At 45.4% G+C, this 26258-nt stretch carries 26 protein-coding genes and 1 riboswitch; of the genes, 16 read left to right on the top strand and 10 right to left on the bottom strand.

The window, feature by feature from the left end; translation table 11 throughout:
• Positions 1–104: 104 nt before the first annotated feature.
• The 6 genes from MKX46_RS21320 (at position 105) to MKX46_RS21345 (ending at position 10469) form a co-directional block, all read left to right on the top strand.
• Positions 105–2096 (top strand): copper amine oxidase N-terminal domain-containing protein, encoded by a 1992-nt coding sequence (locus MKX46_RS21320; protein ID WP_341038948.1) that lies wholly within the window; start codon positions 105–107, stop codon positions 2094–2096.
• Positions 2097–2305: 209 nt separating this feature from the next.
• Positions 2306–4075: an acid phosphatase gene (locus MKX46_RS21325; protein ID WP_341071920.1), complete on the top strand. Its 1770-nt coding sequence runs from the start codon at positions 2306–2308 to the stop codon at positions 4073–4075.
• Positions 4076–4366: 291 nt separating this feature from the next.
• Entirely contained in the window at positions 4367–5773 is a 1407-nt protein-coding gene (locus MKX46_RS21330; protein ID WP_322251256.1) for a sucrose-specific PTS transporter subunit IIBC, read from the top strand.
• An 18-nt stretch (positions 5774–5791) separates the two neighbouring features.
• Positions 5792–8047, top strand: coding sequence for a beta-glucosidase BglX (gene bglX / locus MKX46_RS21335; RefSeq protein ID WP_340931545.1), 2256 nt, complete (start codon positions 5792–5794; stop codon positions 8045–8047).
• A complete protein-coding gene (locus tag MKX46_RS21340; RefSeq protein ID WP_340931546.1) occupies positions 8040–9419 on the top strand; it encodes a glycoside hydrolase family 32 protein in 1380 nt (459 codons plus the stop codon). The genes bglX and MKX46_RS21340 overlap by 8 nt, the downstream gene beginning before the upstream one ends.
• A 216-nt stretch (positions 9420–9635) precedes the next feature.
• On the top strand, positions 9636–10469 hold the full coding sequence (locus tag MKX46_RS21345; RefSeq protein ID WP_029516146.1) for an AraC family transcriptional regulator: 834 nt from the start codon (positions 9636–9638) through the stop codon (positions 10467–10469).
• A 113-nt stretch (positions 10470–10582) separates the two neighbouring features.
• Here MKX46_RS21345 and queF read toward each other — a convergent pair whose 3' ends face one another.
• From queF to MKX46_RS21375, 6 genes are all read right to left on the bottom strand, one after another.
• Positions 10583–11080: a preQ(1) synthase gene (gene queF / locus MKX46_RS21350; protein WP_029516147.1), complete on the bottom strand. Its 498-nt coding sequence runs from the start codon at positions 11078–11080 to the stop codon at positions 10583–10585.
• Between the two features lie 218 nt (positions 11081–11298).
• Positions 11299–12162: a 7-carboxy-7-deazaguanine synthase QueE gene (gene queE, locus MKX46_RS21355; RefSeq protein WP_340931547.1), complete on the bottom strand. Its 864-nt coding sequence runs from the start codon at positions 12160–12162 to the stop codon at positions 11299–11301.
• Positions 12155–12646, bottom strand: coding sequence for a 6-carboxytetrahydropterin synthase QueD (gene queD / locus MKX46_RS21360; RefSeq protein ID WP_318627003.1), 492 nt, complete (start codon positions 12644–12646; stop codon positions 12155–12157). Before queD ends, queE begins: the two co-directional genes overlap by 8 nt.
• Positions 12639–13322: a 7-cyano-7-deazaguanine synthase QueC gene (gene queC, locus MKX46_RS21365; protein ID WP_025720578.1), complete on the bottom strand. Its 684-nt coding sequence runs from the start codon at positions 13320–13322 to the stop codon at positions 12639–12641. The genes queD and queC overlap by 8 nt, the downstream gene beginning before the upstream one ends.
• A 133-nt stretch (positions 13323–13455) precedes the next feature.
• Positions 13456–13499: riboswitch (PreQ1 riboswitch) on the bottom strand.
• Between the two features lie 79 nt (positions 13500–13578).
• A complete protein-coding gene (locus MKX46_RS21370) occupies positions 13579–14283 on the bottom strand; it encodes an AIM24 family protein (RefSeq protein ID WP_069011542.1) in 705 nt (234 codons plus the stop codon).
• A gap of 25 nt (positions 14284–14308) precedes the next feature.
• On the bottom strand, positions 14309–14749 hold the full coding sequence (locus MKX46_RS21375) for a hypothetical protein (protein ID WP_341071764.1): 441 nt from the start codon (positions 14747–14749) through the stop codon (positions 14309–14311).
• Between the two features lie 314 nt (positions 14750–15063).
• Here MKX46_RS21375 and MKX46_RS21380 point away from each other — a divergent pair, with 314 nt between their 5' ends.
• From MKX46_RS21380 to MKX46_RS21390, 3 genes are all read left to right on the top strand, one after another.
• Positions 15064–15219 (top strand): hypothetical protein, encoded by a 156-nt coding sequence (locus tag MKX46_RS21380; protein WP_165144572.1) that lies wholly within the window; start codon positions 15064–15066, stop codon positions 15217–15219.
• A gap of 223 nt (positions 15220–15442) precedes the next feature.
• Positions 15443–16210, top strand: coding sequence for a hypothetical protein (locus tag MKX46_RS21385; protein ID WP_029516151.1), 768 nt, complete (start codon positions 15443–15445; stop codon positions 16208–16210).
• Positions 16211–16281: 71 nt separating this feature from the next.
• Positions 16282–17259, top strand: coding sequence for a helix-turn-helix transcriptional regulator (locus MKX46_RS21390; RefSeq protein ID WP_029516152.1), 978 nt, complete (start codon positions 16282–16284; stop codon positions 17257–17259).
• Between the two features lie 46 nt (positions 17260–17305).
• Here MKX46_RS21390 and MKX46_RS21395 read toward each other — a convergent pair whose 3' ends face one another.
• From MKX46_RS21395 to MKX46_RS21410, 4 genes are all read right to left on the bottom strand, one after another.
• Positions 17306–17977, bottom strand: a complete 672-nt coding sequence (locus MKX46_RS21395) for a 3'-5' exonuclease (protein WP_322251264.1) — start codon at positions 17975–17977, stop codon at positions 17306–17308.
• A 235-nt stretch (positions 17978–18212) separates the two neighbouring features.
• The gene (locus MKX46_RS21400; RefSeq protein ID WP_341071765.1) at positions 18213–20114 is read right to left on the bottom strand and encodes a 5'-nucleotidase C-terminal domain-containing protein; all 1902 of its coding nucleotides are present in this window, start codon (positions 20112–20114) and stop codon (positions 18213–18215) included.
• Between the two features lie 194 nt (positions 20115–20308).
• Positions 20309–20734, bottom strand: coding sequence for an ImmA/IrrE family metallo-endopeptidase (locus MKX46_RS21405; protein ID WP_250259133.1), 426 nt, complete (start codon positions 20732–20734; stop codon positions 20309–20311).
• Positions 20735–20745: 11 nt separating this feature from the next.
• Positions 20746–21219 (bottom strand): helix-turn-helix domain-containing protein, encoded by a 474-nt coding sequence (locus MKX46_RS21410; RefSeq protein WP_341038970.1) that lies wholly within the window; start codon positions 21217–21219, stop codon positions 20746–20748.
• A 332-nt stretch (positions 21220–21551) separates the two neighbouring features.
• Here MKX46_RS21410 and MKX46_RS21415 point away from each other — a divergent pair, with 332 nt between their 5' ends.
• The 7 genes from MKX46_RS21415 (at position 21552) to MKX46_RS21445 (ending at position 26090) form a co-directional block, all read left to right on the top strand.
• Entirely contained in the window at positions 21552–22028 is a 477-nt protein-coding gene (locus tag MKX46_RS21415) for an ArpU family phage packaging/lysis transcriptional regulator (protein ID WP_029516157.1), read from the top strand.
• Between the two features lie 339 nt (positions 22029–22367).
• The gene (locus MKX46_RS21420; protein ID WP_256026078.1) at positions 22368–22502 is read left to right on the top strand and encodes a hypothetical protein; all 135 of its coding nucleotides are present in this window, start codon (positions 22368–22370) and stop codon (positions 22500–22502) included.
• Positions 22499–23359 (top strand): hypothetical protein, encoded by an 861-nt coding sequence (locus MKX46_RS21425; RefSeq protein ID WP_029516158.1) that lies wholly within the window; start codon positions 22499–22501, stop codon positions 23357–23359. The genes MKX46_RS21420 and MKX46_RS21425 overlap by 4 nt, the downstream gene beginning before the upstream one ends.
• A gap of 10 nt (positions 23360–23369) precedes the next feature.
• The gene (locus tag MKX46_RS21430; RefSeq protein ID WP_029516159.1) at positions 23370–23588 is read left to right on the top strand and encodes a hypothetical protein; all 219 of its coding nucleotides are present in this window, start codon (positions 23370–23372) and stop codon (positions 23586–23588) included.
• 2 nt (positions 23589–23590) lie between these two features.
• Entirely contained in the window at positions 23591–25057 is a 1467-nt protein-coding gene (locus MKX46_RS21435; protein WP_029516160.1) for a phage tail sheath family protein, read from the top strand.
• Positions 25058–25179: 122 nt separating this feature from the next.
• Entirely contained in the window at positions 25180–25587 is a 408-nt protein-coding gene (locus MKX46_RS21440) for a phage tail tube protein (protein ID WP_025678602.1), read from the top strand.
• A 68-nt stretch (positions 25588–25655) separates the two neighbouring features.
• On the top strand, positions 25656–26090 hold the full coding sequence (locus MKX46_RS21445; RefSeq protein WP_090736430.1) for a phage tail assembly chaperone: 435 nt from the start codon (positions 25656–25658) through the stop codon (positions 26088–26090).
• Positions 26091–26258 lie beyond the last annotated feature (168 nt).

Raw genomic sequence — 26258 nt, forward strand, 5'->3', positions numbered from 1 at the left:
AGATCGAAGCGATCTAGTTCGTTTATATATTGTATTTTTGAGCGTTGGGAATGGAATTATGCAAGTTACTGATATGGAAATAGAGATAGAAAAGGGGAATCACGATGAGAAAAGCAGGGATGATTTTGCTGGCAGTATCCGTGGTATGTGGAGCGGTGGTGGGAACTACGTTAAACACTGGAGAAACAGCAGTAGCGGCAAATGTAACGACGAACAACACTTGGAAAAATGCTAAAATTATAGACGTGATCGACCGGAATAACTACATACTGGATGATGGTTCTTTATGGAGAAAGAGTATAGATGGCCCGGCTATTGAGAAATTGAATTTGAAGGGCATTACAGGCAGCAAAGACAAGAGTCAAGGTTATTATGGCTGGACTGAGGACGGGAAGGTAGCCATCTGGGATGATAACTCCGACCCAAAAGTGACGGCCCAATCTTCAGGAGTAAAGGAGATTACCGGAGAGGGTCTGGCTATTAAAACCGATGGGACGATCTCCTGGGGAAGAGAACAGGTCGAGGGAATATCGGATGCTATAGACGGTGATAAGGTAAGTACCTACTTTACGGTTCTTACTCGATCCGGTGATGTATGGTATTCCACAGGGTACGCAGAATCTAAGCCCCGCAAGATAGGTCATGTAGATGGTGCGCTTGATATCAAAATGAGTACGGCGTATGCTGCAATACTTAAGGAAGATGGTCATGTCACGATGCTGGATATGCTGACCAATGAACCGCCACGTGAAGTGGGAAGTGATATTACTTCGATATTGTGGAAAAAAGGTACACATGTCTTGATTACTGTACATCGCGACGGGACGGTATGGAGCTATGATCGGCTGAAAAAATATCCTGCGGTGCAACTTAGCGGGTTATCTAATGTTGCAAGGTTGGTTGATTCGCCTGACGAACTTTTTGCACAATTAAAGGATGGCTCTTGGGTCGGCTATAAGGACGGAACCACGACTGCGCTAAGTTTGCCTACATTAACGGGTATGTCCTTGTTGACGACCTCCAAAGAGGCTGCCATCGGCGATACGATTCAATTAAATGTACAAGAGACGTATTCGAACGGTTATCGACTAACACGTCATCCCGAAGCTAGTGAGATTGAAGTGGAGAAACCGCAGGTTGCTGAGCTACAGCAGAATGGTTCCGGTACACTCAAAGTAAGGGGCATTGGCAGCACAGCCGTATCTCTGCGGAACGAAGGTATACCCTCTTCTTTTACACTAAAGGTATCGTCTGACCAAACCTTGACTGGGGCGGCTATACTAAACGGCAGTGTGTATTTGCCTGTGCAGTCTGTGTTCAAGACGCTGGGTGGATCTGTTACCGTGGCAAACCAGGCATTTACGATCAAGCTGGGTAAAAACAATATCGTACTCCAAAAAGGGAGTTCCACCGCGATAGTGAATGGTAAACCTGTTGCACTGAAGGGCAAGGTTCAAACGGTTAACGGACAGGTTGTATTCCCGGGAACATTACTGACCGATCTGAAGTTGGGCGGATTCAAATGGAATCGTGACCGTCAGCAAGGCGAATTATCTGTGGGCGCTACCAAGCTGGTCATTGAGACGCCGGAAACGGCTAAAATTATCAAAGCCATTGATCTGGGTAGTCTGTCCAAATTAATTGGCAAAACCTATTGGGTCAATAACTTCTATAACGCTGGAGAGCGATTTGGCAAGGTAACAGTTAAAGACATCGAAGTCAGCACAGACCCGAACGGTGTTAAATCCTACGAAGTTATTTTCCAGGGGGCTAATGGCGAAACTTATGACACATTTTCCATTATCGGAGCTTCACGCATTCCACAAATGCTGTCTGATTCCGATCAATTTCTAACTTACGATCCGTACAAGAAATACCAATGGTCGCAAGCCATCTGGAACAAGATTAAAAATAACGAGGTAAGCTTGGGCATGAATACGACGCAGGTGCAGTTCGCATGGGGAAGCCCAACAGTCAGAGAAAAGGGGGCTGCTTCAAACGGAACTCAAGTCGAAGCCTGGGTATACGGCAATCGTAGTCTTTATTTCAAGGCAGTAGCCTTCGTAAATGGCAAAGTCATAGAAGTATGGCTGTAGGGTAGCTGATTTTCTATAACGGTTTGAAAGAGGTATCTCCAGATTCGTATATACGAATCTTGAGATGCCTTTTTTTCATTTAACAAAACTAAGCTCTTAATTTAACAAACTTAAGATATGATTCTTTATGTCATATATCTTGTTATATAGATAATAGCTCCGTAGAGAAAGTATGAAGAGCACAAGAGAAGAGAGGATCTGATTTGAGAATGAAATCGCTAAGGAAACCATTATCAGTTGCATTACTATCTTTACCCTTACTTCTAGGTTCCCTGGGTGGAAGTTATGCGAGTGCAGCAACCCTACCAACAGCGGTAACTCCAACAGAACCGTCGTGGGGATATTTCGTAGATCATTATAAAAATAATAGTTCTGCAAATAAGACGGAAAGCTCTAATCCGACCCTCGGGTTGCTCTCCGAATTTAATAAGCTTTGGACTCCCGGCGCTACCTGGGATACAGGTACCAAGCTAAACAGCAGCGTGCTGGACGCCAATATTCAAAAAGTGATTGATATCGCTGCCCGTCGCACTTCCAGTGAGGCCAATGCGGCTTATTTGGATGATCGCAGAAACCAGAGCTACAGTGTGATCGACGGGCTGGGTTCGCTCACTGATGTATATCGTAAGAATGCAGGTGCCACGACAACAATCAACGACATTCCGGCAGATGCCCTGACTAAGAAATACGAAGATGAGGGAACGAATGCTGGGAGTACAAGCTCCAATCTCGGCAACATCGTAAATCTGGTAAATACCTTGCGTGGAGAATACTCTACGACGAACCCGGCTAAGTCTTATTTTAGCTATCCTCGCCCGTTTCGCTGGAGCGATAACTCTGTAGTTGTTCCGAGCCTTATTCCCGCTCTCAAAGCTGATGCTACTAGCGATGGCGGCTTTCCTAGCGGTCATACCAATGCTGCGTATCTCAGTTCTATTGCTATGGCCTACGCCGTGCCGGAGCGTTATCAAGAACTGCTGACGCGAGCTTCGGAGCTGGGCAATAACCGTGTTGTTGCCGGTATGCATTCCCCGCTTGATGTTATGGGAGGGCGTGTCATGGCAACAGCGATGGCTGCTGCTATCCTGTCTGATCCAGCCAATAGCAGTTTGAAGAAAGCGGCTTATCAGGATGCTCGTAAACAACTGCTGTCTCAAAAAGGTACAGCTCCAGATCGGTTCAGCAATTATGCCACAAACAAAAAAAATTATAATCAACGATTAACATACGGATTCAGTCAGGTTAATCCAACCGCGACGCCTATGATAGTGCCTAAGGGAGCTGAGGTACTATTGGAGACACGCTTGCCTTACCTGGATAGCACACAACGTCGTTGGGTTTTGGCTACCACGGGGATTCCTTCCGGCTATCCTGTACTTGATGATGCTGAGGGATGGGGACGATTGAACTTGTTTTCCGCTGCGGATGGCTACGGTGCTTTCGCCAATAATGTGACGGTAAATATGGACGCTTCCAAAGGTGGTTTCAATGCATTGGATCGCTGGCGCAACAATATTTCTGGCGTTGGAAAGCTGACTAAAAAGGGAACAGGTACGTTGAAGCTAATGGGCAACAATACGTATTCCGGTGGTACACAGATCGACCAAGGTACTTTGGAGGGAACTTCGGACACGGCTTTCGGAAGTGGCGGAATTACGAATAATGGGGGAACTCTTCTTAAAAATGCTTCTGGGAAGCTGATTATTGGCGGAAATTACAGACAATCTGCCAAGGGAACACTTGAACTTAACCTGCGCACTAAAAATGATGTGCTCAAAATGAAGGGAACAGCTATACTTAACGGAAAATTACGCCTGAATTTCTCTAACAAATATGTGCCGGCTAATGGTGCTACGATCTTAACTTATGGTAAACGGAATGGAGCATTTTCTTCGATTGAAACGGTAGGTTTACCAAGCAATTATAAAGTGAAGGTTATCTATACAGCTCACAGTGCTCAGTTGAAAGTCACTAAGTAAAACGTAAGTAACTCTCTATACAACAATTGAAGTGCACCTTTAAAATACACGGGGATAAACCAGAAGGTTATTCCAGTATGTATTCTAGGGTGCACTTTATTGTTTCATCAGGCACCAGTTGCTAGTATGCATTTATAATTAAGGATATAAAAAGGTCAAAATTTGACCTTAATGTAGTAAAATAATCCCGCTGTTTGAAAGCGCAGTCATGATATTCTTAAGAAGCATATTTGATCAAAAGTTTTAAATGATTCAGACTAACTAAGAGGAACAGAGGAAAGGAAGAGACTGATGAGTCTTGAAAAAGAATACGTTAAAATAGCCCAAGATGTCATTAAAGGGCTTGGCGGAGAAGACAATATTATTTCCATGGCACATTGTGCCACACGGCTGAGGCTGATTGTAAAAGATAGAGAAATTATTGATGATGAATTTATTGAAAATATTGATAAGGCCAAGGGCGTTTTCTTTACCTCTGGGCAATATCAAATTATTTTTGGAACCGGTACTGTAAATAAAGTATACGATGCCATGGTTGGCCAAAGCATATCTGCTACATCAAAGGCTGATTTGAAAGAGATGGCCTCCACTCAAGGTGATAATCGCTTCAAAAGAATGATCCGTGTTTTCGGGGATGTATTTGTTCCGATTATGCCTGCATTGGTAGCTACAGGATTATTCATGGGAGTTAGAGGCTTAGTAACTCAGCCTGCACTGCTCCAGTTATTTGGACTTACACCTGATCATATTTCTGCGAATTTCATATTGTTTACGCAAATATTGACCGATACGGCTTTTGCATTTTTACCCGTGTTGGTATGTTGGTCGGCCTTCCGGGTGTTTGGTGGATCACCACTATTGGGGATATTGATTGGATTAATGTTAGTAAGTCCTTCGTTGCCTACATCTTGGGATGTCGCTCAAAAAGTTCAGGAACCACTAGTGTTTTTCGGATTCATTAAAATTGCAGGCTATCAGGGCTCGGTTTTGCCTGCTTTCATAATAGGTGTCGTGGGGGCGATGCTGGAGAAGAAAATCAGAAAATCAGTCCCGGATGCATTGGACTTAATTCTGACACCGTTTCTGACATTATTAATCACACTGGTACTGGGATTGTTCGTGATTGGTCCCATTTTTCACGAGGTGGAAACTTTAATATTAATGGGTGTTACCGCCATTTTAAAATTACCATACGGCATCGGCGGATTTATTTACGGTGGCATCAATCAGATTATTGTAGTTACCGGACTGCACCATGCCTTAAACCTGATTGAAATACAGATGTTAGTAGGCAATGGTTGGAATATGGTGAACCCGATCAGTTCAGCGTCGATTTGCGCACAAGCGGGTGCTGCATTGGCTGTTGGTCTAAAATCTAAAAATGTAAAAACCAAATCCATTGCGTATCCTTCTACCTTGTCTGCGTTATTGGGTATTACAGAACCCGCTATCTTTGGGGTGAACATTCGATATGGCAAACCGTTCTTGATGGGCTTGATTGGCGGAGCGGTTGGCGGTTTCTTCGCACGTATATTTAATGTTCAAGCAACGGGCATGTCAATCACAGCCCTACCGGGAATGTTATTGTACCTGAACAATCAGATATTCATATATATCTTAGTTTGTGTAATCGGCTTTGCTGTGGCATTTGCACTAACGTGGATCTTTGGGTTTAAAGAAAAAACAGATCACAAATAAAATGATGTGGGGAGAATCATGGACAACAACACACTGCTTAAGAAATTGGACAGCCTTTCAATAGAAGAGAAAATAGGCCAGCTCATCCAACTGACCGGTGATTTTTTTGAAGGGGATATAGACACTGTTGTGACGGGTCCTTTAAAAAAATTAGGGTTAAACGCCGGCTACAATATATATAACACAGGCTCCATATTGAACATCACTAATCCAGAAAAAATTATCCAACTGCAAACGGATTATTTGGAAAAATCGATTCATAAAATTCCGCTGCTGTTCATGGCAGATATTATCTATGGGTATCGAACCATCTTCCCGATTCCGATTGCACAAGCATGTAGTTGGAATTATGAGAGTATAGAACATGCAGGTTCGATTGCTGCCCAGGAATGTTATGACGAAGGTGTTCACGTGACCTTTTCCCCCATGGTAGATATCGTTAGAGATCCTCGTTGGGGGCGGGTGATGGAATCGCCTGGAGAGGATACTTTGCTAGCGAAGAAATATGCTGAAAGCATGGTTCAGGGGATCCAAGGGAGAAACTCGGAGGATATCATACCAGCCAATAAAATTGCCGCTTGCGTCAAACATTTTGCCGCTTATGGGGCACCTGTCGCTGGACGTGAGTATAACGCCGTGGATATGTCGGAGCACACGCTGCGAGAATATTATTTGCCAGGGTATCAAGCTGCAATCGAGGCGGGGGCAAAGCTTGTTATGACGGCCTTTAATACCTTGAATGGCGTTCCTGCAACAGGAAACGAGTGGCTTAACCGCGACGTGCTAAGACGAGAGATGAATTTTAATGGTGTGTTGATCTCGGATTACGCCGCTATAGAAGAACTGATCATGCACGGTTATGCCGAAGATGAGGCTTCCGCTGCAAGGCTGGCATTGTTGGCTAGTGTTGATGTGGATATGAAGACAGCAGTATACGCCAATCAATTGGAGAAAGTAGTATCTGATAACGAGCATATGTTGGAGCTTTTGAATGAAGCGGTATACCGTATTTTAAAGCTGAAAAATGATTTGGGGCTGTTTGAGGACCCGTTCCGCGGATTACAGGAAACCGTTCAGCGGTCGAGAAACAGCATTCTGTCAGATGAACATAAAAAAGCCGCGCTGTCCTTGGCTGAAGAATCCGTAGTCTTGCTGAAAAATGAAAATCAACTGCTGCCATTGTCTAAACATACCAAAGTAGCTTTAATCGGTCCTTACGCAGATGAAAACTCCACCCTGGGTATGTGGGCCATTAAGGGGGATGAGGCGGATACCGTCAATTTGAAAATGGGATTATTAAAGCATGTTGATCCCGACAATCTCTCGGTTTGCAAAGGGGCGCACATGCTTCCTGCTAATGCAAGAGAAGCCCTTGGCAAATATGCGGACAAGCTGGCTGCTGAAACAGTCGATGAGGAGGCCCTGCTGCGCGAAGCAATCCGAAATGCTAACGAAGCGGATGTCATTGTCCTCGCCTTGGGAGAAAGTATTTATCAGAGCGGAGAAGGGGGATCGCGAACGAACCCGACGCTTCCTAAGCCGCAAATGAAACTACTCCATGAATTAAGTTTACAGGGCAAAAAGATGGTTCTGATCGTTTATAGCGGAAGACCTTTGATTCTTACCGAAGTAGCCGGAAAAGTGGACGCTATTGTTCAAGCCTGGTATCCAGGAACGATGGGCGGAGAAGCACTGGCTAATATACTGTATGGGGAAGTCAATCCATCGGGGAAATTAGCCATGACCTTTCCACGGAGCGTGGGACAAATTCCGATATCCTACAATGAGTTGAATACAGGCAGACCGAATTTAAAGGAAAATGGCTCTTATCGGTTTGCATCCCGATATATAGATGAAGTGAATGAACCCTTGTATCCATTTGGCTATGGTAAATCTTATACCTCATTTGAATACAGCCTATTAACAATTAGCCAAAAAGAAATGAAGAAAAATGAGTCAGTTGATATCCGTATTTCTGTTACCAACACTGGAATTTATGATGGAAAGGAAACGATCCAATTATACATTCGCGATAAATTTGCAAGTATTGCAAGGCCAGTGAAAGAATTAAAAGACTTTAAAAAAGTTTTTTTGCAAAGTGGCGAGACCCAAAATGTTGAATTTTCAATTCATGAAGAGATGCTTAAATTTTATGATCGTGAAATGCAATACAAAAGTGAACCCGGTGAATTTGATGTTTATATCGGGTCAAGCTCGCAGGAAATTTTGCTGAGTTTTAGTTTTGTTTTTTTACCGGAGGATGAGCATGAATAAAAGCGACGCGTATAACCTGAAATATCATATTACCCCTCCTTACGGTTTGCTCAATGATCCTAATGGACTTGCTTATTTCAATCATCAATATCATGTGTTTTATCAGTGGAATCCAAAAGGAACTGAGCATAAAAATAAATGCTGGGGCCATGTTGTTTCCAGCGATCTGGTGCACTGGCAAAGGAAAAGTGTCGCGCTGGAGCCTTCGGAATGGTATGACAAGGATGGCATTTATTCGGGCGGGGGCATTGTTCATAATGAAAAGCTGTATCTGTTTTACACAGGAAATGTAATCCGAGATGATGGAGTAAAAGAAAGCTATCAATGCGCCGCGATTTCGGAGGATGGAGAGTATTTTCAAAAAATCGGTCCTTTGTTTGAGCATCCACAAGGTTATACCAGGCATGTTCGAGATCCGAAAGTATGGAGAGACCAACACGGGAACTGGTGGTTGATTGTTGGTGCTCAGAGAGAAGATTTGACTGGAGATACACTTATCTACAAATCTAAAAATTTGTCCGATTGGGAATGCCAAGGATCATTTGTTGATCATGACCACCGATTTGGATATATGTGGGAATGTCCGGACGTACTTCATTTTGCCGAAAATGATGTTTTTGTTTTCTCTCCTCAGGGTTTACCGGAGAGAGGCGAATATTATAAAAATCCTAATCAATCGGGATATATGGTTGGCAAATTATCGAATACAGGCAAATTCAACGGGGACCTTTCCGATTTTAAAGAGCTTGATCGAGGATTTGATTTTTACGCTCCACAATCATTCAAAGTTAATGACAGAACCATTATGTTCGGATGGATGAGCGCCATGAATGAGGAAGCGGAGAGGGCTGTCCCGACCATTCAGGAGGGCTGGATTCATGCATTAACACTTCCTAGAGAAGTTGTGCTGATGAACGGTGTGTTGTACCAGAAACCATTGCCGGAATTACAATTGTTAAGGCTGGATGGCATGCATTACAAAGGGGAAATTCAAAGTAGTAGTGAGTGGGTGCTGCCTTCTACACAAGCGGAGCTAATTGTTGATTTTTCCTTACTGACAGAAAATTTTAAAATGATCATAAGGGATGCTGTGCAAATTGACTATGATCAGGAACAAAACAGTCTGACCGTTTGGAGAACAAACTGGTTGACTGGCGAGAGAGAGTACAGAAGAGCAACATTAAATAATAAGCTTGCAGAAATGCAAATATTCATTGAAAGCTCAAGCCTGGAGATCTTTGTGAATGAGGGTGAAGAAGTGTTTTCCCTGCGTTATTTCATAGAAGATGCAGACCAAAGCAATGTATTACTTGAGGCAGGAGACAATGTAGGAGAAGTTAGAATGTATCAGTTGCAGGAATGTGTAGGGTAACATTTTTTTGCTTGCCGGGTTGCAAGCAGGTTAAGGAAGGCTGTTCATTATCCCGTTTGCGGGAAGAACTGCCTTCTTTTTTATTTTTGGTCCGTTGAATAGATTCTGCTTGTCCGGGCATTTTACTATCGGTATAGTATGAGTATTAGTATAAGAGTTTATGCCTTAATATAGAATACAGATGAATTACTCATGGCTGGCTGATGAGGTGTGGTGATGAAAAAAATATATGAACATATCGAAATAGACAGAAAAAAAATGATTAACCTTTTTATGTTCCAATCCAGAGATACAGAAAGAGTCATTCCTATGCATTTTCACAGCAATATGGAGTTGATCTACTGTACAAGTGGAAGTCTAAAGGTGTGGCATGAAGGAAAAATAACTATTTTGATGGAAAAGGATGCGCTATTCATTAACAGCAATGTTCCGCATTCCACGCAGAGCATTACGGAGAACCAGGTCATAGTGCTGCAATTTCCAGACACTTTCTTTGCCAATGAACAAGTAATCATCCATTTAAACACGCAAGAGAAACAAGTTGAAGAACCTATAATCTCTAAATTAAGAGGATTGTTTATGGATATATATGATCTACATATTTCCAAAAGCAAATACGACTACATTTTAGAGCAAAGCCGAATTATTGAACTGAAATATTTGCTTGTCAATCATTTTAGTCAGACGACAGACATTCCACCGGAAGTATTCAGTGAAAAGCAACAAAAGATAAAGACAATCATGGACTTTATTAAAGAGCATTATACTGAAAATATTAGCTTGGCCAAAACGGCCCGTATCTGCGGTTATTCGGAGGCTTATTTGTCGCGAATGTTTCATAAATATACAGGCCAGACGTTTACCGAATACAAGCAAATTCTTTGTTTGGAGAAGGCGATCGATTTACTGGATTCAACTAATAAGTCACTTACAGAAATTTCTTACGAGGTCGGGTTTCCAAACGAGAAATCTTTCAGAAAAGCTTTTAGAGAAGTTATGGGTAAAACACCGTATGAATATAAAAAATCAAGATTTGATCTGGATGTGTAATGCCACAAGCGTGCACAGTCTCCTTTCAGTAAAACGAAGGGGTTGTCCCTGAGTCATTTGATGACTTTAGGACAACCCCTTGATATTTACGCTATGTCAGAAGAGTTATTAGCTTAACGGTTATCAACCTTTTCTGGGTACATATCATGATTCATCATGCGGTGCTCCGCTATCTGTTCATACTTTGTTCCTGGCTTGCCGTAGTTGGTGTACGGGTCGATAGAGATACCGCCGCGTGGCGTGAATTTGCCCCATACTTCAATGTATCGAGGGTCCATCAGCTTAATTAAGTCATTCATGATGATGTTGACGCAGTCTTCATGGAAATCGCCGTGGTTACGGAAGCTGAACAGGTACAGCTTAAGGGATTTGCTTTCTACCATTTTAATATCGGGAATGTAGCTGATGTAGATGGTTGCAAAATCAGGTTGTCCTGTAATCGGACACAGGCTGGTGAACTCCGGGCAATTGAACTTTACAAAATAATCCCGATAGGGATGTTTATTATCAAAGCTTTCGAGAATGGCGGGATCATAGGCAAAAGTGTATTGTGTGCCTTGATTGCCAAGCAGGGTAACATCGGTCATTTCTTCGGGTGTTCTTCCGGTCATATGGATAAGGCTCCTTAAAGTAAGTTGGTTTGGTAAAAGAGAGAGGGAGTTATGGTGGTGGGAGGTCGCTCCGCGAATGATTTGAGTCTCCGCTTCGCTGCCGACCGCCGTCATCACCATAAAGTCCTACTCGTTTACGTGTAGGTTGGGATAGAAGTGAGTAATGCTCTCCTTTGTGTATCACATACAGCGCATACGGAATATATTACATATAAGTGTTATACGCCGCGTTTGTTGCCCCATACGAGGGTGTGGAGCTGCGGGAGTACTCTTACATGGTTTAGTAGGGAATCGTCCATGACACGGTCGATAAGCCATTCATAACGATGGAGTAGAGACTCCGCTATCTGTCCGGTATTCTCCGTGTTTACATCTGGATTACCCGTCTGAAGGAACAGCGGTACGTGTGGATAGCGCTCGTGAACAGTGCGGGCATAGGCAAGATCGGTGTCATCGAAGATGACGACCTTCAAGCTGCAAGCTCCGGTATAGAGCCGCGCAGATTCATTAGCGGGTTCCTTCAAGTCTGTTGCGATTGCGACGTGGGACGTCGCTTGGGACTCACTAGCCCTCTTCCGGTTTGACAGACGGGCGACAATATCATCCAGCACATCCCAGTTGGTCGTCATACCCGAGCTGGGCGGTTTCGGGGATAGGGTTACCTCATCGATATCGTACAGCCATTCCTGCCAACGGGAGCCTTGTGTTTCGACAGCGGTGGCAATGCCTTGACTGCGCAGCAGGGTGATTAGCTCCCCAAGCTGCGGTAGCAGGGCAGGATTGCCTCCAGAAAGGGTCACATGCGAAAAGCGTTCGCCGCCGATGGCCTTCAGCTCCTGCCAAATGTCCGTGGCACTCAGACGACGGATCTGATCCTTGGCGCTGCCGTCCCAGGTAAAGGCGGAGTCGCACCACGAGCAATGGTAATCGCAGCCTGCGGTACGAACAAACATCGTTTTACGACCAATGACCATACCTTCGCCCTGAACAGTGGGACCAAACACCTCCAGTACGGGAATAGGGGCTATTTGGGTGCCGTGGGAGGCTGTCATGGGTTGGTGAGTAGTCACGGTATTACTCATCGAGCATCCACTCCCGTCGGAACTCGGCGTAGCTGGTAGGTGTCTCGAACAACCGTACAAACTCGGTACGTCCACCTTCGACACGGTTGCAGTATGCCTCCGAGGTCAAGGCTGACTCCATTTGTTCAAAGATCCAGACGACCATATTTTCCGCCGTTGTATTCATTGGAGGAAGCGTCTCATTCAAGTAACGGTGGTCCAGAAAAGGCTCAATCCGCTCTTTCCAGATCGTTTTGATGTCACCAAAATCTAGCGTTAGACCCGTTTCGCCCGGTATGCCGCTTATGCCAAATACGACGATATAGGTATGTCCGTGCAGATTTTTGCATTTGCCTTCGTAGCAGTGCAAATGATGTGCTGCATCGAATGTAAATTGTTTGCTGACGAGTACACGTTTGCGGTGATAACGCAGCTGAGAGCGCTCAATGTCTGTCCCGAACTCTTGGAGCTTATCGACAATGCGAAAGGTACCTGGCTCACGCATGACCTTCAACTCCTTGGGATGAAGCTCCGCGCACCGCGAGATATTGCTCCAGTCCAGCACGGCGAAGTTTGCAAGCAGGGCATTCGCCACAGCCATCGCCAATGACGCCGTTATAGCACGTTAGTGTACGTGTTCTTACAAATTCAAAAGCTTTCAGCTCATCGGCCATGTGCCAAGTTTCGGCCTTGTTCAACCACATAAGCGGGGTATGAATCACAAAGGGATAGTCCATCGAAAGATTCAGTGTGACGTTCAGCGATTTGATAAAGGAATCCCGGCAATCAGGATAGCCGCTGAAATCCGTCTCACATACGCCTGTAATGATGTGGCGCGCTCCTTTTTGCTTGGCGAGAACTCCCGCGAAGCTCAGAAACAGTAGGTTGCGACCGTCTACAAAGGTGCTAGGCAGTTCGCCTTCCTGTTGAGTAATGTCAATGTCTGTGCGTGTGAGGGCATTAGGGGCTAGTTGATTAAGCAGGCTCATATCCAGTACCGTTTGCGGAACACCCAGTTCGCGGGCGATTCCAGCGGCTACTTCGATTTCCTGCTTGTGGCGTTGACCGTAATCGAACGTCACAGTTTCTACTTCAGCAAAATGTTTTTTTGCCCAAAATAAACAGGTTGTGCTGTCTTGGCCGCCGCTGAATACGACGACTGCTTTTTCGTTTGCAAACATAAAAAAACCTCTCGATCTTCTTGGAATGGTGCAAGACACAAGTCTTGTCACTTGGAAGAAGGAGAGTTCTTGAACCGACTTCAACAAAAAACAGGCCTTGCCCCGAGAAATCATTTTTCTTGCGGAGGACAAAGCATCGTTAGTTTTTTATAGAGGGAGTTCGCGAACCTCTCCCATGCATGACGCATGGATTTTCTTCATTAGTATCTGCCACGAGGACAGACGGCTTTAGCATTGTCATTATAGCATGGCAGGGCTATTTGATAAACACTCCACCAAATGGAATGACTTCCCTTAAAAATCGCTTGATCACGCCATCGTCGTTCATATCCTGTTGGAGCCGCCGATGATGCTCCCCGGCATGGAATAGTACGGTACCCTGTCCGGTCATTTTAAAATGATAGTTCATATGCTGGCTGGCCAGATGGTTGCCGTACACGGTCAACTCCAGATGGGCGTTTTCGGGATAGGCAATGACGCTGCTCGCATCCACATATATCGGTTCTGTCGGATGAAGCTGTTCCTGACACACCAATCCCTGCGTCAAAAGACCGATTTGACCCACACCATCAAATTTCATTTTTATAACATCACGGCTAAACAACATGTTTTTCATGCTTAGCAGCTTAGTACGCATTTGGATACCGGAGCTGTACCAGAACAGGTTGCGAAAATCGTATAACAGATCATCGCTTCCTTCAAGCTTAATCATTTTTAGACTAAAGCCAGGTGGAAGTGCGGCAATTAGGCGACAAGCTCCTGTGAAATCGGCCTGAATCAGTTTGTGTTTGCGATACATGCCCTTAATATTCATCAGTTTATCACTGCGGCCTGAGCTGGGTCCGCGGTATGCGATGATTTGCTGCGGATGCAGAACGTGCAGCTTTTCTCCTTCCGCCAGATCGAGCGTTACGACCGAACCGACGCTTTCATCATGGTGTTGTCCTGCTTGTATGTCCATTCAGACCTTTCATCCTTTCAGACAGTTAGTATCTTCCCGAACGTCGACGCATCCCGTAACGCAACAGTCGGATACCGATAAAATAACCGGCCAGCAGAGTTATAGCTGTGATGATGAGCATTTTATTTCGATGTGAAGCCTGATCGCGCTGGGTTTGAAGATTTTTTAATTCTGTGACTGTGTCAGTCAGCTTGCGGTTTTGCTCCAGCAATTGGGCGTTTTGCTCTTGATAGGCTTCTAAGCTGTTACGGGCCTTTTCCAGATCCTCCTGTGTTTGTCGATAGCTTTCCTTGAGCTGATATACATCACCAGGTAACCGCGAAAATTGCTCGAAGCCCTGATATACATCATCCCAATAAGCAGCATGTACTTCGGGTACACGAGTTATCCCAAAAATAAACAAAAGTGCTATAGCAGCGCAGATAATGCGGCGATACAAAGCAAAGCGACAAGTTGGTCGTGCCAAGAGATGTTCCCCCTTTTGATAAACCAAGATGTTAGATGATATAGATCATTACCCATATGACATGGTTACGTATAATATAACGATACGGATGCAGATTTTTGAAGAAACGGACGATAAATACGGAGAAAATGATCTCAAAAAAAGTCGATATATGAGTTTAAGTGTACCAAAAAACGGGTATATCAAGGAAGCGGCAACATTCCGGCATTTTTTCTAGCATACGAGTAAAGAACGATCCGCACCTGATCAGGTCTTAAATATGAATATATAAACTGAAATATATTAAAAATTAATATAGAAGGAGATTTTGCAAGATGAATGAGAAAGAACAAAACTATAAAACTTTAAAAATCACTGTAAATGGAAAGCCGTTATCAAAGGATCTCGTCGTAGATAGTACTACTTTTGCCCCTATATCTGATATTTGCACAAAAACGAATGTTTCTTTAACAGAAACTACAATCTCATAAGTTTAAGTATAGAAGTAGACTATAAAATAGCCCGGCATACGCCGGGCTATTTTTGCGCGTTCATGTAATTCAAATGGTTTAAAATGTTATTTACCAAACTAGGTCCCCCTTCATAAAGATTCCCATGTATAATTTTCACAATCAAACATACGTTCCCTGACAATATAGTGTCAGATAACACTGTTAATTTAGAGTTACATGTTCTTTTAGGGGGAATTTACCAGTGGTGAAGTCAATGCTCAATGTAACGTACACATGGGACAAAGAGTCTATATCTGCGAATGGGTCCAAACAAGTAAATCTACTGATAGAATGGGGCTATGGAGCTAAACGTAAAAGAAAAGGAAATCTAATACCGAAAGCAGCGGGATGTGACCTTCAACTCCAGTTCATTCCAGAAAACGGGGTAAGTCTATTAAAAGCTGAAGGGGTAAGGCTCGGTTTTAAACGCTCGGAAAACGGAGATAGCATGTTTGTTCACTGTGGTGATGTACGGCGGGGAAAATATAGACAGGCTATTTTGACGTTTTCTATACCGGCTCACTCGTCCGGAAGACATACGATTGGAATGATGGAGTGGAGCTGGCGCAAGCCATCGCAGGAAAAGCGAACGATGATCCGGACAGACCAGCTCTACATCCATTTTACGCATCATCTTGGTCTGCTGAGCATTCCATCCAACCCGAAGGTGGAAAAATACATAAAGCTGAATGAGACGTCCCCTATTGTAAAAAAGGCATTGCGTATGTACGAGAAAGGGGAATATGAGCAAGGGGCGTTCATCCTTACCAGACAAGCAGATGAATTACTTATACGTGCAGCAAGAAGCGATGATATGGACTACCTGCAGGAAGCCGAGTTGCTTCTGGCTATACGTAATAAATGGAGTGGTACTTTTGTATCATTTACAGCGTATAGTTCTAAAGTCTTTTTCAATAAGGCAATATCGCTAGAAGATGTTCATTTTACTGAAAATGATACTTTGAGATAGGCAATTATGCTAGTTTATTTGTGTAATATAGTGAGTCTAATTTACTATCTTTTTGTAAAGGAGAGACTTCCTTGACTGATCGGTTGATACGTTTAATGCGGATTATTACTATTGTTCAGGCAAATCCAGGGATATTGGCAAGAGAGCTTGCCGAACGTTGTGAAACATCAGAACGTACCATATACCGAGATATGGAGGCGCTAAGCGCTATGCATATACCGATTGCGAATATGGGGCATGGCAAGGGGTACATTTTTATTAGCAATTTCGCTTTGTATCCTCTGAATTGGACGGAAGAAGAGGCAGAGGCTTTTACTAAGCTGGGAGAGATTATGGAAACGGTAAAGCCTCTTTTACCGCCAGCTTTTGAAAGTGCTTATGAGAAAGTGATGGCCTCTAGTCAGAAAAAAAAGATGGAACAGACGAGCTTCGCGCAGGAAATGAAAAATATTGTCCGGCTCGGCTCGACACTTGATCGGGAAAACCAGCCCTATCTGCTCAGGCTGATTGTTTTAGCGAGTCTTACGCAGCAGACCATTGAAGCGGAATACAGTTCGCCTCAAAATGAAGATGTTTCACTCGTTCAGGTGGATCCTTATTGTTTGGTTCCGCAGGATCGGCGATTCTATATGCTTGGTTTTTGTCACAAGCAATCCGCGATGAGAACCTTTCGGATCAGCCGATTTCGGAACATGAGAATTTTGCCGTATACGTTTCAAAAAAATACAACTGAAATGGAAATGTTTTTTAAAGGGACCTGGTCGGTGACCAAAGGAAATCAGAATATCCGGTTTGTGGTACGTTTTTCTGCCGAGTCTGTATATCGGGTCAAAGAAGAGGAACTGTTCATCAAGCCTTTTCTTAAGGATTTGCCGGATGGAAGTTTGTTGTTTGAGGTGACGGTCAATCATGACCGTGAATTTTTGGATTGGCTCACTTCCTATGGAGCTGAGGCCGAGATCCTGGAGCCTTTACGGTACCGCAAACGAATGCAAGAAATGCTGCGGACCTGGGGGGCATTCTATTTCGATAAAAAGGCAGGAAATTAAGAATAACAGGGGGAGATCCCCCGGAACGGGCCGGGGAGCTATCCGCTTAACGGTCCTTAAACAGGTTGGCGAGATTGCCAAAAGGACTGTACTGTTCCTGCTCTTCTTCTGGTGAGGAGTAGACGAGCTTCGATCCACGGCTTTCCTCATCGTCAGCAGCATTATGAACTAATGTAATACGATCAAAATGGTACATGAAAACCTGAGCGGTGTTCAGGGCATCATCCAGTGCCCGGTGTTGTTGACCGTCAAAGTCAATGTTGCACAATTCCAGCGCCTGAGACAGGCTCAACTGACGGTACTTTCCATTGGAACCAAGCAGACGGGAAATCTGCTTCTGTATATCATTTGTATTATGAATCCATCCGAGATCTACATGATGGGTACGACAATGGGATACCAGCTTCTGACGGTCATCCGGGCCCCATGCGCATAAATAATAGGGCGAATCCGTGCCGAGCCAGGCAATAAATTGCTTCACAGCTTCAGGGAATAGTGGAGCGGCATCAATGTCTCGTTGAGTAATACCTGTGAACTGAACGGTATCTGTCGAGAGTACAGGTCGATTCGAGGGTCTTACAAAACTGTGAAACGTATCCGCAACGTATAGGCCATCGTTTCCCTGAACAACTTTGACGGCACCGATATCAATGATTTCGGAGGAATATCTGGCGTTACGACTAACGGTAAATTCAAGATCGTAAATAATGTATTGCATTTCTGGACTCCTTCCACACATATAACTGATCCCGATGGATATCGGGACGAATGTTCTCTGCCCGAATGACTCTTCTCCATCATAACTCTCGGTTCACAACTTGTCAGCGGTTAAAAGGTTTGCTTTTAAAAAAATATGCGATGTCCAAATGATCTTGGACTATCGCATATCTATAAACGCCTGACCTACGGCAGCATCCGGAACCACTAGGATGCTGCCTTTGCTAGCTATCGAATTAGGCCGGGAGATCTAACTTTTGTCCGGGATAAATACGGTGAGGATTCTTCAACTTATTCAACTGTTGAAGCTGTTGCCAGGTGGTACCATGTTTGCGGGAAATGTCATACAGCGTATCCCCGGATTTCACAACATATACATGGCTATTTGTAACTTGTGCAGAATCGGATGTCTGCTGTGGCTTGGCTGTTTGAGACTTTGCCGGTGCAGGTTTTGCGGGCGCTGGTTTCGCAGCCGGTGTAGAGACGGATTGCGGCTTTTCCTGCACAGGTGCGGGTGTTGCGGTTGAAGCAGATGGCGCAGCTTGTGTGGCAGGGACAGACATTTTACCGTCAGCCTTGGCTTCTTGAATGCGACCGTCTGCTTGTACTTGCAGGCTAGCGGAGCCCACCTTTTGCATGTAGCGGATTAACGCCTCATCAAGCGAGCCGAACATACCTGCCTGTGGATATTTAGCGAACATCGTATATTGGTCACCACCTACGGCAGTAAAATCATTGGTGGCCAGTGTATATGTTGCCTCAGGATCAAGTGTCTTTCCGCCGATCAGAATGGAATGAACACGGCTGCCTTTGGCTGCTGATGTGTCTATTTTGAACGAGATACCTGATACCTGCGGGAAACCTCCGCTTGGCTCTGGATAGGAGGCTGTACCATTTTCCAGTGCGGCCTGAATGTCAGAGCCTTTCACCTTCAAGGTAACGATCTGGTTGCCGAAAGGTAGCACAGTGATGACGTCTCCCTTGGTTACCGTTCCCGTCTTGATGGAAGCCCGGATGCCGCCACCGTTCGTTAAAGCCACATCTGCTCCCGAAACGTCACGCATAGCATCGGTGAGCAGGTCACCGAGATTGGTTTCACTTGCACGTACCTTTTCGCGTGCTCCTTCCAGATCCACACTCGTTTGCGTTACAACCTCTTTAAGAATAGGTTCCTGGTCCTTCTGAATGGAGGCGATCAATGCAGCAATTTCAGCGTTGGGCTGAACGTCCACTGCTTGAGTCGAATCAATCAGCTTGGCTTGCTTTTGCGTAACCTTACCGCCGTCGACCCATAAGTCCACAACACCCAAATACTTGGTGTATTCACCTGCGCTAGCGATCAATGTATCATTGTCACTAACCAAGCCTTTTTCCAGTACAGTATGGCTGTGTCCATCGATGAAAATATCAATGCCAGGCACTTCCTTAACAACTTTGAGGCTGGTGTCCTTACTAGACGCATCCTGCCCCAGGTGACCAAGAACAACAACGACATCTACTTTGCTGCGGATTTCATCAACAGCCGCTTTGGCCTCAGCCGCAGGATCGGTGAATTGAATACCCTCAACATTTTTGGGATTCGTCTTATATGCTGTTTCTGGCGTAGTCAGACCGATAATACCGATTTTAACGCCATCCACTTCTTTAATAACATAGGGTTTGAACAAACGTGTTCCGTCTGTTTGTTTAATATTGGCGCTGAGCACAGGGAACTGAATTTCCTTACTTAGCTCGACAAGATGCTTCCAACCATAATTAAACTCGTGGTTACCCGGAACCATAGCATCATAGCGCAGCTTGTTAATCACTTTCACAATGCTCTCACCGTTAACCAAAGTAGCGAAGGTCGTTCCATGAACGGTATCCCCGTCATCTAGCAGCAGTGTATTGGGATTAGAAGCCCGGTACTGATCAATGATACCCGCCAGCTTGGCGAATCCCATTTCCTTGTCATTCGCGACCACGTGGGCATGGGTATCGTTCGTATGTAGGATGGTGATGTGTTTACCGCTGACTGGAGTCGTTGCCGTTCCCGCTGTTCCCACATGGGTTGCTGGGTCTGCTGCTGCTGTACCGAGACACCCAAGTAAAAGCGCGGCAGTCGTCAGGATCGACGAGAGTTTTTTCCATGAGTTCATGTTGTTCCTTCAACCTCCCATAAAATGAATGAATTAGAGAAACCGCTTACGACCACATTTTATCAGATGATTGTAAAAATAACTTCTATTTTATATCAAAGCACTAAAATTTTTTGATATATCGGTTGTTAAACCCATCGTCTAGTTACCTATATTATAGAGGAAGTAATAAACAGTAACCTACGGGTGGGGAACTAGTGTTCTGTTTTGTGATCAAAAAAAAGGGCAGTCTCTTTGGGCAGCCCAATGCGGGGTAAATAGTGATCCAACGTTTCGTCAGCTAGTGGCGGTTTTCCTTCACTCAACAAAAGCACGGCAAACCGATTGGCCTGCTGTTCAAATTTTCCTGGGGAAAAGTAGGAATGCTCCTCCATAAAAAAGCGGCTGATGCCTTTATGCAGTCGGTCATGTCCCAATTCATGCGCACAGACGAACCGTTCCCATTCGGGTGTGAGGCCATTGTGGATAACGATAAATCTTCTACGTAGCTTGTGGTAATACAGCCCTTTGGTTGTGGGGCCTAGATCGCAGTATCGGATATGGATACCCAGAGCTTTCGCAATATCGAAGGGGCAGTTGGTACGGTATTTTCGGACAAGTTTGTGAATGAGTTCGTTCATACGCTCACCTGCTATCCCTGATCTTTGCCCGCTTGGGGCTCTTTGGGCTTTTTATGTTTGTTCATCTGTTTGGCTTCCCAGAACAGACCTGTCAGCACGTCCTTGATCCGTTGACGATCTTTTTCATCCAGCGGAATGCCATCGAACATTAATTCGTCGTCTTCCTCCAGCATTTTTTTAAAATCCCGGCGGTCTTTGGAGGTTGCCCATTCCGGTACAGTAGAAGGATCAAGTTCATGTGGACTTTGCTCTATTGAATCATCGTCTCCCCAATATCCGGCGGCCTTCATCATTTCGGTATAGGATACGCTAAGCGCGTCTGCTATTTTGCGGAGAGTGGAGGGTTTGGGGATTCCGCGCAGTCCATTTTCAATGCGGGAAATTTGTGAATTGCTAATACCTGCAGCATCTGCCAATTGGTTGATGCTCCATTGTTTGTGCTCACGCTGCTGCTTTAAGTAAGTTCCGAATGCTGGCTGTTCCACAATGGGGGCTCCTTTCTGCAAGAGAATCATAGATACTAGTTTTATTATACCATTAGGTAAATAGTAAAAGCACGTAATATGCCAAAAGGCATAGAAAAATAAAGCGAATATCCTGTTTTTGGAGCTATACTGCTTTTTTTGACGATGGATACCTATCCTAAATAATGTTATGTTATACTCAAGATACGAACAAAAGGGGAACACATTGTAAACACGAACGTTTTTCTATTTGAGGATTTTGCAAAATTCGACTCCAGTCGCTTCGAAGTGCAAAATCCTCATTTAAAAATACATCATTGTCAAAAGGCATAAGATAAGGAGTGTTGCTTTACATGAGAAATAACTTACCCGAATTGGACCGTCGCAAAACGCAAAATGCATTGGAGGGTGTGTTTGAGAAATACCGAATTTATAAAACGATTACCTTTATGGATCGGGAGAGCTTTATTACGGCTGGCTATACGGATCGCCCGAGCGGCCCAACAAATGTGACAAGCGATCCAACGGCCCGGACAGCCGTATATAATGTAGATGCTCCTGCCGCCCGCTTGGCCTACTGCGAAATGGTGGATGCCGTAGTGAGCCGCTTGAATGAACGCGAACAGCTGCTTATCCGTGAACGTTATTTAAAGGATGACGATGTGTTCGATTACAAGGTTTACAATTATGTGTTAGACCCGCCAGTCAGCAAGGATACGTATACGAAGCTTCGCACGCGTGCTTTTTACAAAATGGCGCTTGCACTGGCGGACCAAGGCGTTTTAAATTTGGCAGGCTTGCAGAAGGGCGCGGATCGAAAATTGGGTTGATGTAATAATTATCCACTTGTTCTCATTTCTATTTTAAAATGGTTTCCTAAAAGGCTTTGATTTCCTGTAATAACAGGGGTCAAGGTCTTTTTTTACGATACGAACATGTGTTCTCAAAAAACCTCCCAACATCATCCCTAACCTCTGCTTTTATCGTCCATTTCCCCGGCAACGCATTCGTTATTAGGGTGTAAGATTATATCATCGGGAATCAAGACAAGAGGACATACCGAAGACACACACAGTCAAACGTTAGCCGGCCATTAGGGCCGGTTTTTTCATGCGGTGATCGTCTCTGTCGGTTCCCGGGAATTCGTTGAATAGAAAGGAGGAGTCGTGTTGCCTAAGCAAGGGATGCTGCAATGCATGAGTATGGAGCTGCGCCGGATGAGAACACGGAAGTGGAAAAAAGCCTGGCTGAATAGCCACAACATGCGAACGCAGGGTACGCAAAGGTGGCATGCCGCAGAATGAGACAAGCCTTTAAGCAAAAGCTTATTGAAATTATTCCAGCGCTGCAAGGGCGTGTATACGATGTTCAGCCACCGTCGCAGACGGCAGAGGAGCCGTATGCTGTTATGGCGCTGGGCGAGGAAATCTGGAAGTCTTCCTGGGCCGGCTATCGGCAGGTTGTCCGCATCATGCTGTACGCAGGACAAGCCGGACTGGCGCAGGCTGACGTATGGGCGAATGCCCTGATTGCCGGGCTGCACCGGGAACCCGTGACAGGTGCAGGTGAGGATACATCGGCTTTTACCGCGCACTATTTGGGCGTGCGGGATGCAGAAAAGCTGGACACCGTTACGGGCAAGGCCTATAGAACGCTTCGTTTTGGCGTGTATGTGCCTGAGACGGAAGGTGGTTTGGCCGTTCCAGCAAGCGGTGCTACACAGCCGGAAGAGTGGCTGGCCGCGCTGGTCCGCTGGACGCAGAAGCAACTGGGTGAAACGTGGTCGGTATACGCCGACGCATGGCCCGCACAGCCGGGGCGGCAAGCGGTACTATGGCGGATGAGCGGCTGCGAAACTAGGATGGCGGGAGCCTCCATGTATGAGCTGCGCAAACGGTTCATCGGGCATATTACCGCCCCGGACACCACCGAGGAAAACCGCGCAGCTTTCGCACTGATCGAGGGCTTTGCCGCTCAAATCCAGCTTCCTCTGGATCAGGACAAGGGCCGTTATATGTCTACAGCTGAAGCTTCAGCCGATTTGCAGGCAGATGCCATTTTAGATGGTCAGCTTCGGCTGATGTTAGTACAGCGGCGTATGCGTCCGGCTGAGGAAGCGGCGTTGATTCGCAGAGTGGAAATTCATCCTATTTTGAAATGAGGTGGTCCGAGTGACCTTGGAAAACCATGAGAAGACCCTGGTATATGCCGAGCAGAAAGCAAGTGGCCCCCGCTATACGCTGGAGGAGCTAAAGGAGCACGCAGAACCATTGTTTTCCGTGAAAGAAGAAGTGCTGGCAGGCGCCTTTTTTGGCACACAGGACAAGCTGTTTACGGTAGCAGAAGCACACACTAAAATCGAACAATTTATGAAAGCGAAGGTGGACTAATTATGGCAGGCGGAACATGGGAAAACACGAATAAACCGGTATTGCCGGGTTTGTATATGAATTTTCAGGCAGCAGCAGCTTCAGCGATTCAAGGTGGGTCGCGTGGTACGGTCGTTGTGCCCGTTAAGGCGAATTGGGGCCCTGTACGTGAGTTTGTAGAGATCGGCAGTGAAACGGCAATCAGCCAAATCTTTTCGGGTGACAGTCTGGACGGTGCGACCGCGTATTCGACGCTGTATCTGGCTTTGCTGGGCGGTCCGAAAAAGCTCTTAGCCTACCGTTTGGCAGATGATACAGCTGCTGAAGCATCTGTGACGCTGAAAAGCGGCGGTGCGACCCCGGCGGATGTGCTGCGTCTGAAGGCTTTGTACACAGGTAGCCGCGGTAATGGTTTTGCTGTAACTGTACAGCCAACTTTGGGTGATGAGCAAGCTCGTGAGGTGCGCCTCTATGAAGGAACCAAGCTGCTCGGCACGTACAAAGGCAGTGACGGTACGGCTGCCTCTATCGCCAAGGCGATGAACGAGAACAGCGAAAATGTATGGGTGAAGGCCGAAGTTGTCGGCGACGGCGGCATTCCGGTGGATGTCAGCGGCGTACATCTTACTGGCGGCAACAGTGGCAATAGCAAGCTGGTTAATGCCGATTACATCGCGATGCAGGAGGCACTTGAAGGGCAGGAATTTAATGTCTTGGCTCTGGATTATGCAGCTGATCTGGCATTGCTGCAAAGCTTCGCTGCCTGGATCAAGCGTGTCCGGGGCGAAGGTAAAGGCGTAATCGCTGTATTCGGCGGTTCTGCGGCAGATGATGTGTCCAAAACGGCTGTTAGCTTGGCCTCTGCACGTTCCCTGGCGCTGAACCATGAAGGCATCGTGAACGTCGGTACAGGCGTACGTCTGGCAGGTACGGACTACAGTTCCGCTCAAACGGCTGCTTATGTAGCTGGACTGATTGCAGGCCAACGTCTGAATCAATCGGCAACATATGCGGTTACGCCTTTTGAGGACGTGACCCGCCGCTGGACACGCTCTGAGCAGGAGCAGGCTGTTCGTAATGGTGTCTTCCTGCTGTTCTTCGACGGCCGTCAGGTCAAAGCGCTGCGTGGGATCAACAGCTTGGTGAATCCATCTGCTGGGCAAAACAACGCATGGAAGAAAATTCGTTCCATCCGTGTCATGGATGCTATTAACGCTGACTTGCAGCGTGCAGCCGAAGAGACTTACATTGGCAAAATCAATAACACAGTGGAAGGTCGTCTGGCGCTTATCGGTGCAATCAAAGAATACCTGGCACAGCTGTCGCTGAGTAACGTCATCGAAGCAGATGGCTACGATGTTATTCTCGACCCGGCTTACTACGGCGATGCGCCAGTTATCAAACCGGAGCCGGATCAAGTGTTCCTGCAATGGAACGTGAAGCTCACCGACGTGATGGAGCAGTTGTTCGGCACATTTTACGTGCAATAAATAAGCATTTTACGTGTATAAGCATTTCGCAGGCAATCGGCAGAAATGAAGTAGCTTGTTAACAACGAGGATTTTATGAAATCCCGAACTATATTATGGATTATTTTGAGGAGGAAAAAGAAATGTTGGATGCTTCAAGAGTTATTTTAGGTACGTTTGGTCAGGCATATATTGATGGGGTATGGCAGACACATATTAACAAGCTGGAAGCTAGCGTGGAAATTGATAAAAGAGAACTGAATTTGGTTGGTAATACTTGGAAGGTGCATAAAAATGGAGCTAAAAAAGGCACTGGAACGATGAGTGGTTACAAAGTAACTTCCGATATGATTCGTCGCGGTTTTGAAAAATTCGATATTATTTCCAAGCTAGACGATCCTGAATCTTTTGGACATGAACGCGTTCGTTTGATTCGCTGCATGCCAGATAAGATTCAGTTGGCTAACTGGACTGCGGGAGAAGAAGTGCCAGAAGAAACTACTTTCACCTTTGAAGGCTATGAACTGCTTGATCCTATCGTTGCTGAATAATTTATTGGTTATGGTGGGCCTGGAGTAATCCGGGCCCAATTTTCAAAAATTTATTAGGGGGATTTAATATGAGTTTGCCTGAAAATATGTCAGAGGAACAAATTTTGGATAGTCTTTTTGAAGCTGCAGATAAATTACCAGAGGAAACTGTTCGGATTCAGCGCCTGGATATGCTTCTCACACTTCGTGGTTTGACATCCAACAAAGTAGATAGCATCCGTGAACGGTGCACAATTCGTAAAACGGTTAAAGGCCGTGTGGATGAAAAAGTAGATACAGAAACATTCAATGCACTGCTTATCTCGGAAGCTACGGCTGGTCTAGAAGTAAAAGGTCTGCAAATTAACGGATGGGGTGATCCGCGAATTACTAGCCGACTTAAATTGTCTGGTGGTGAACAGGCTGTGCGTCGAATGCTTCTGGCAGGTGAACTGGATGCAGTAGGGGATAAGGTGCTGGAACTGTCCGGCTTCGGTGTGGAAATTGATGATCTAAAAAACTGATTCGCTCCGGCGGAATGACATCGGTGCTGTATCATCTGTGGATACGGCATCATCTCCGTCCCGGAGAGTTTTGGGCCTTAAACAGAGGTGAAAAATCCATGTTAATTGCATTTGCTGAAGAGGAACTAGACGCATTATCCAAGCAAATACAGCAATGATAGATACGTA

Source organism: Paenibacillus sp. FSL P4-0113, assembly GCF_038009305.1.
Lineage (GTDB): Bacteria > Bacillota > Bacilli > Paenibacillales > Paenibacillaceae > Paenibacillus > Paenibacillus polymyxa_D.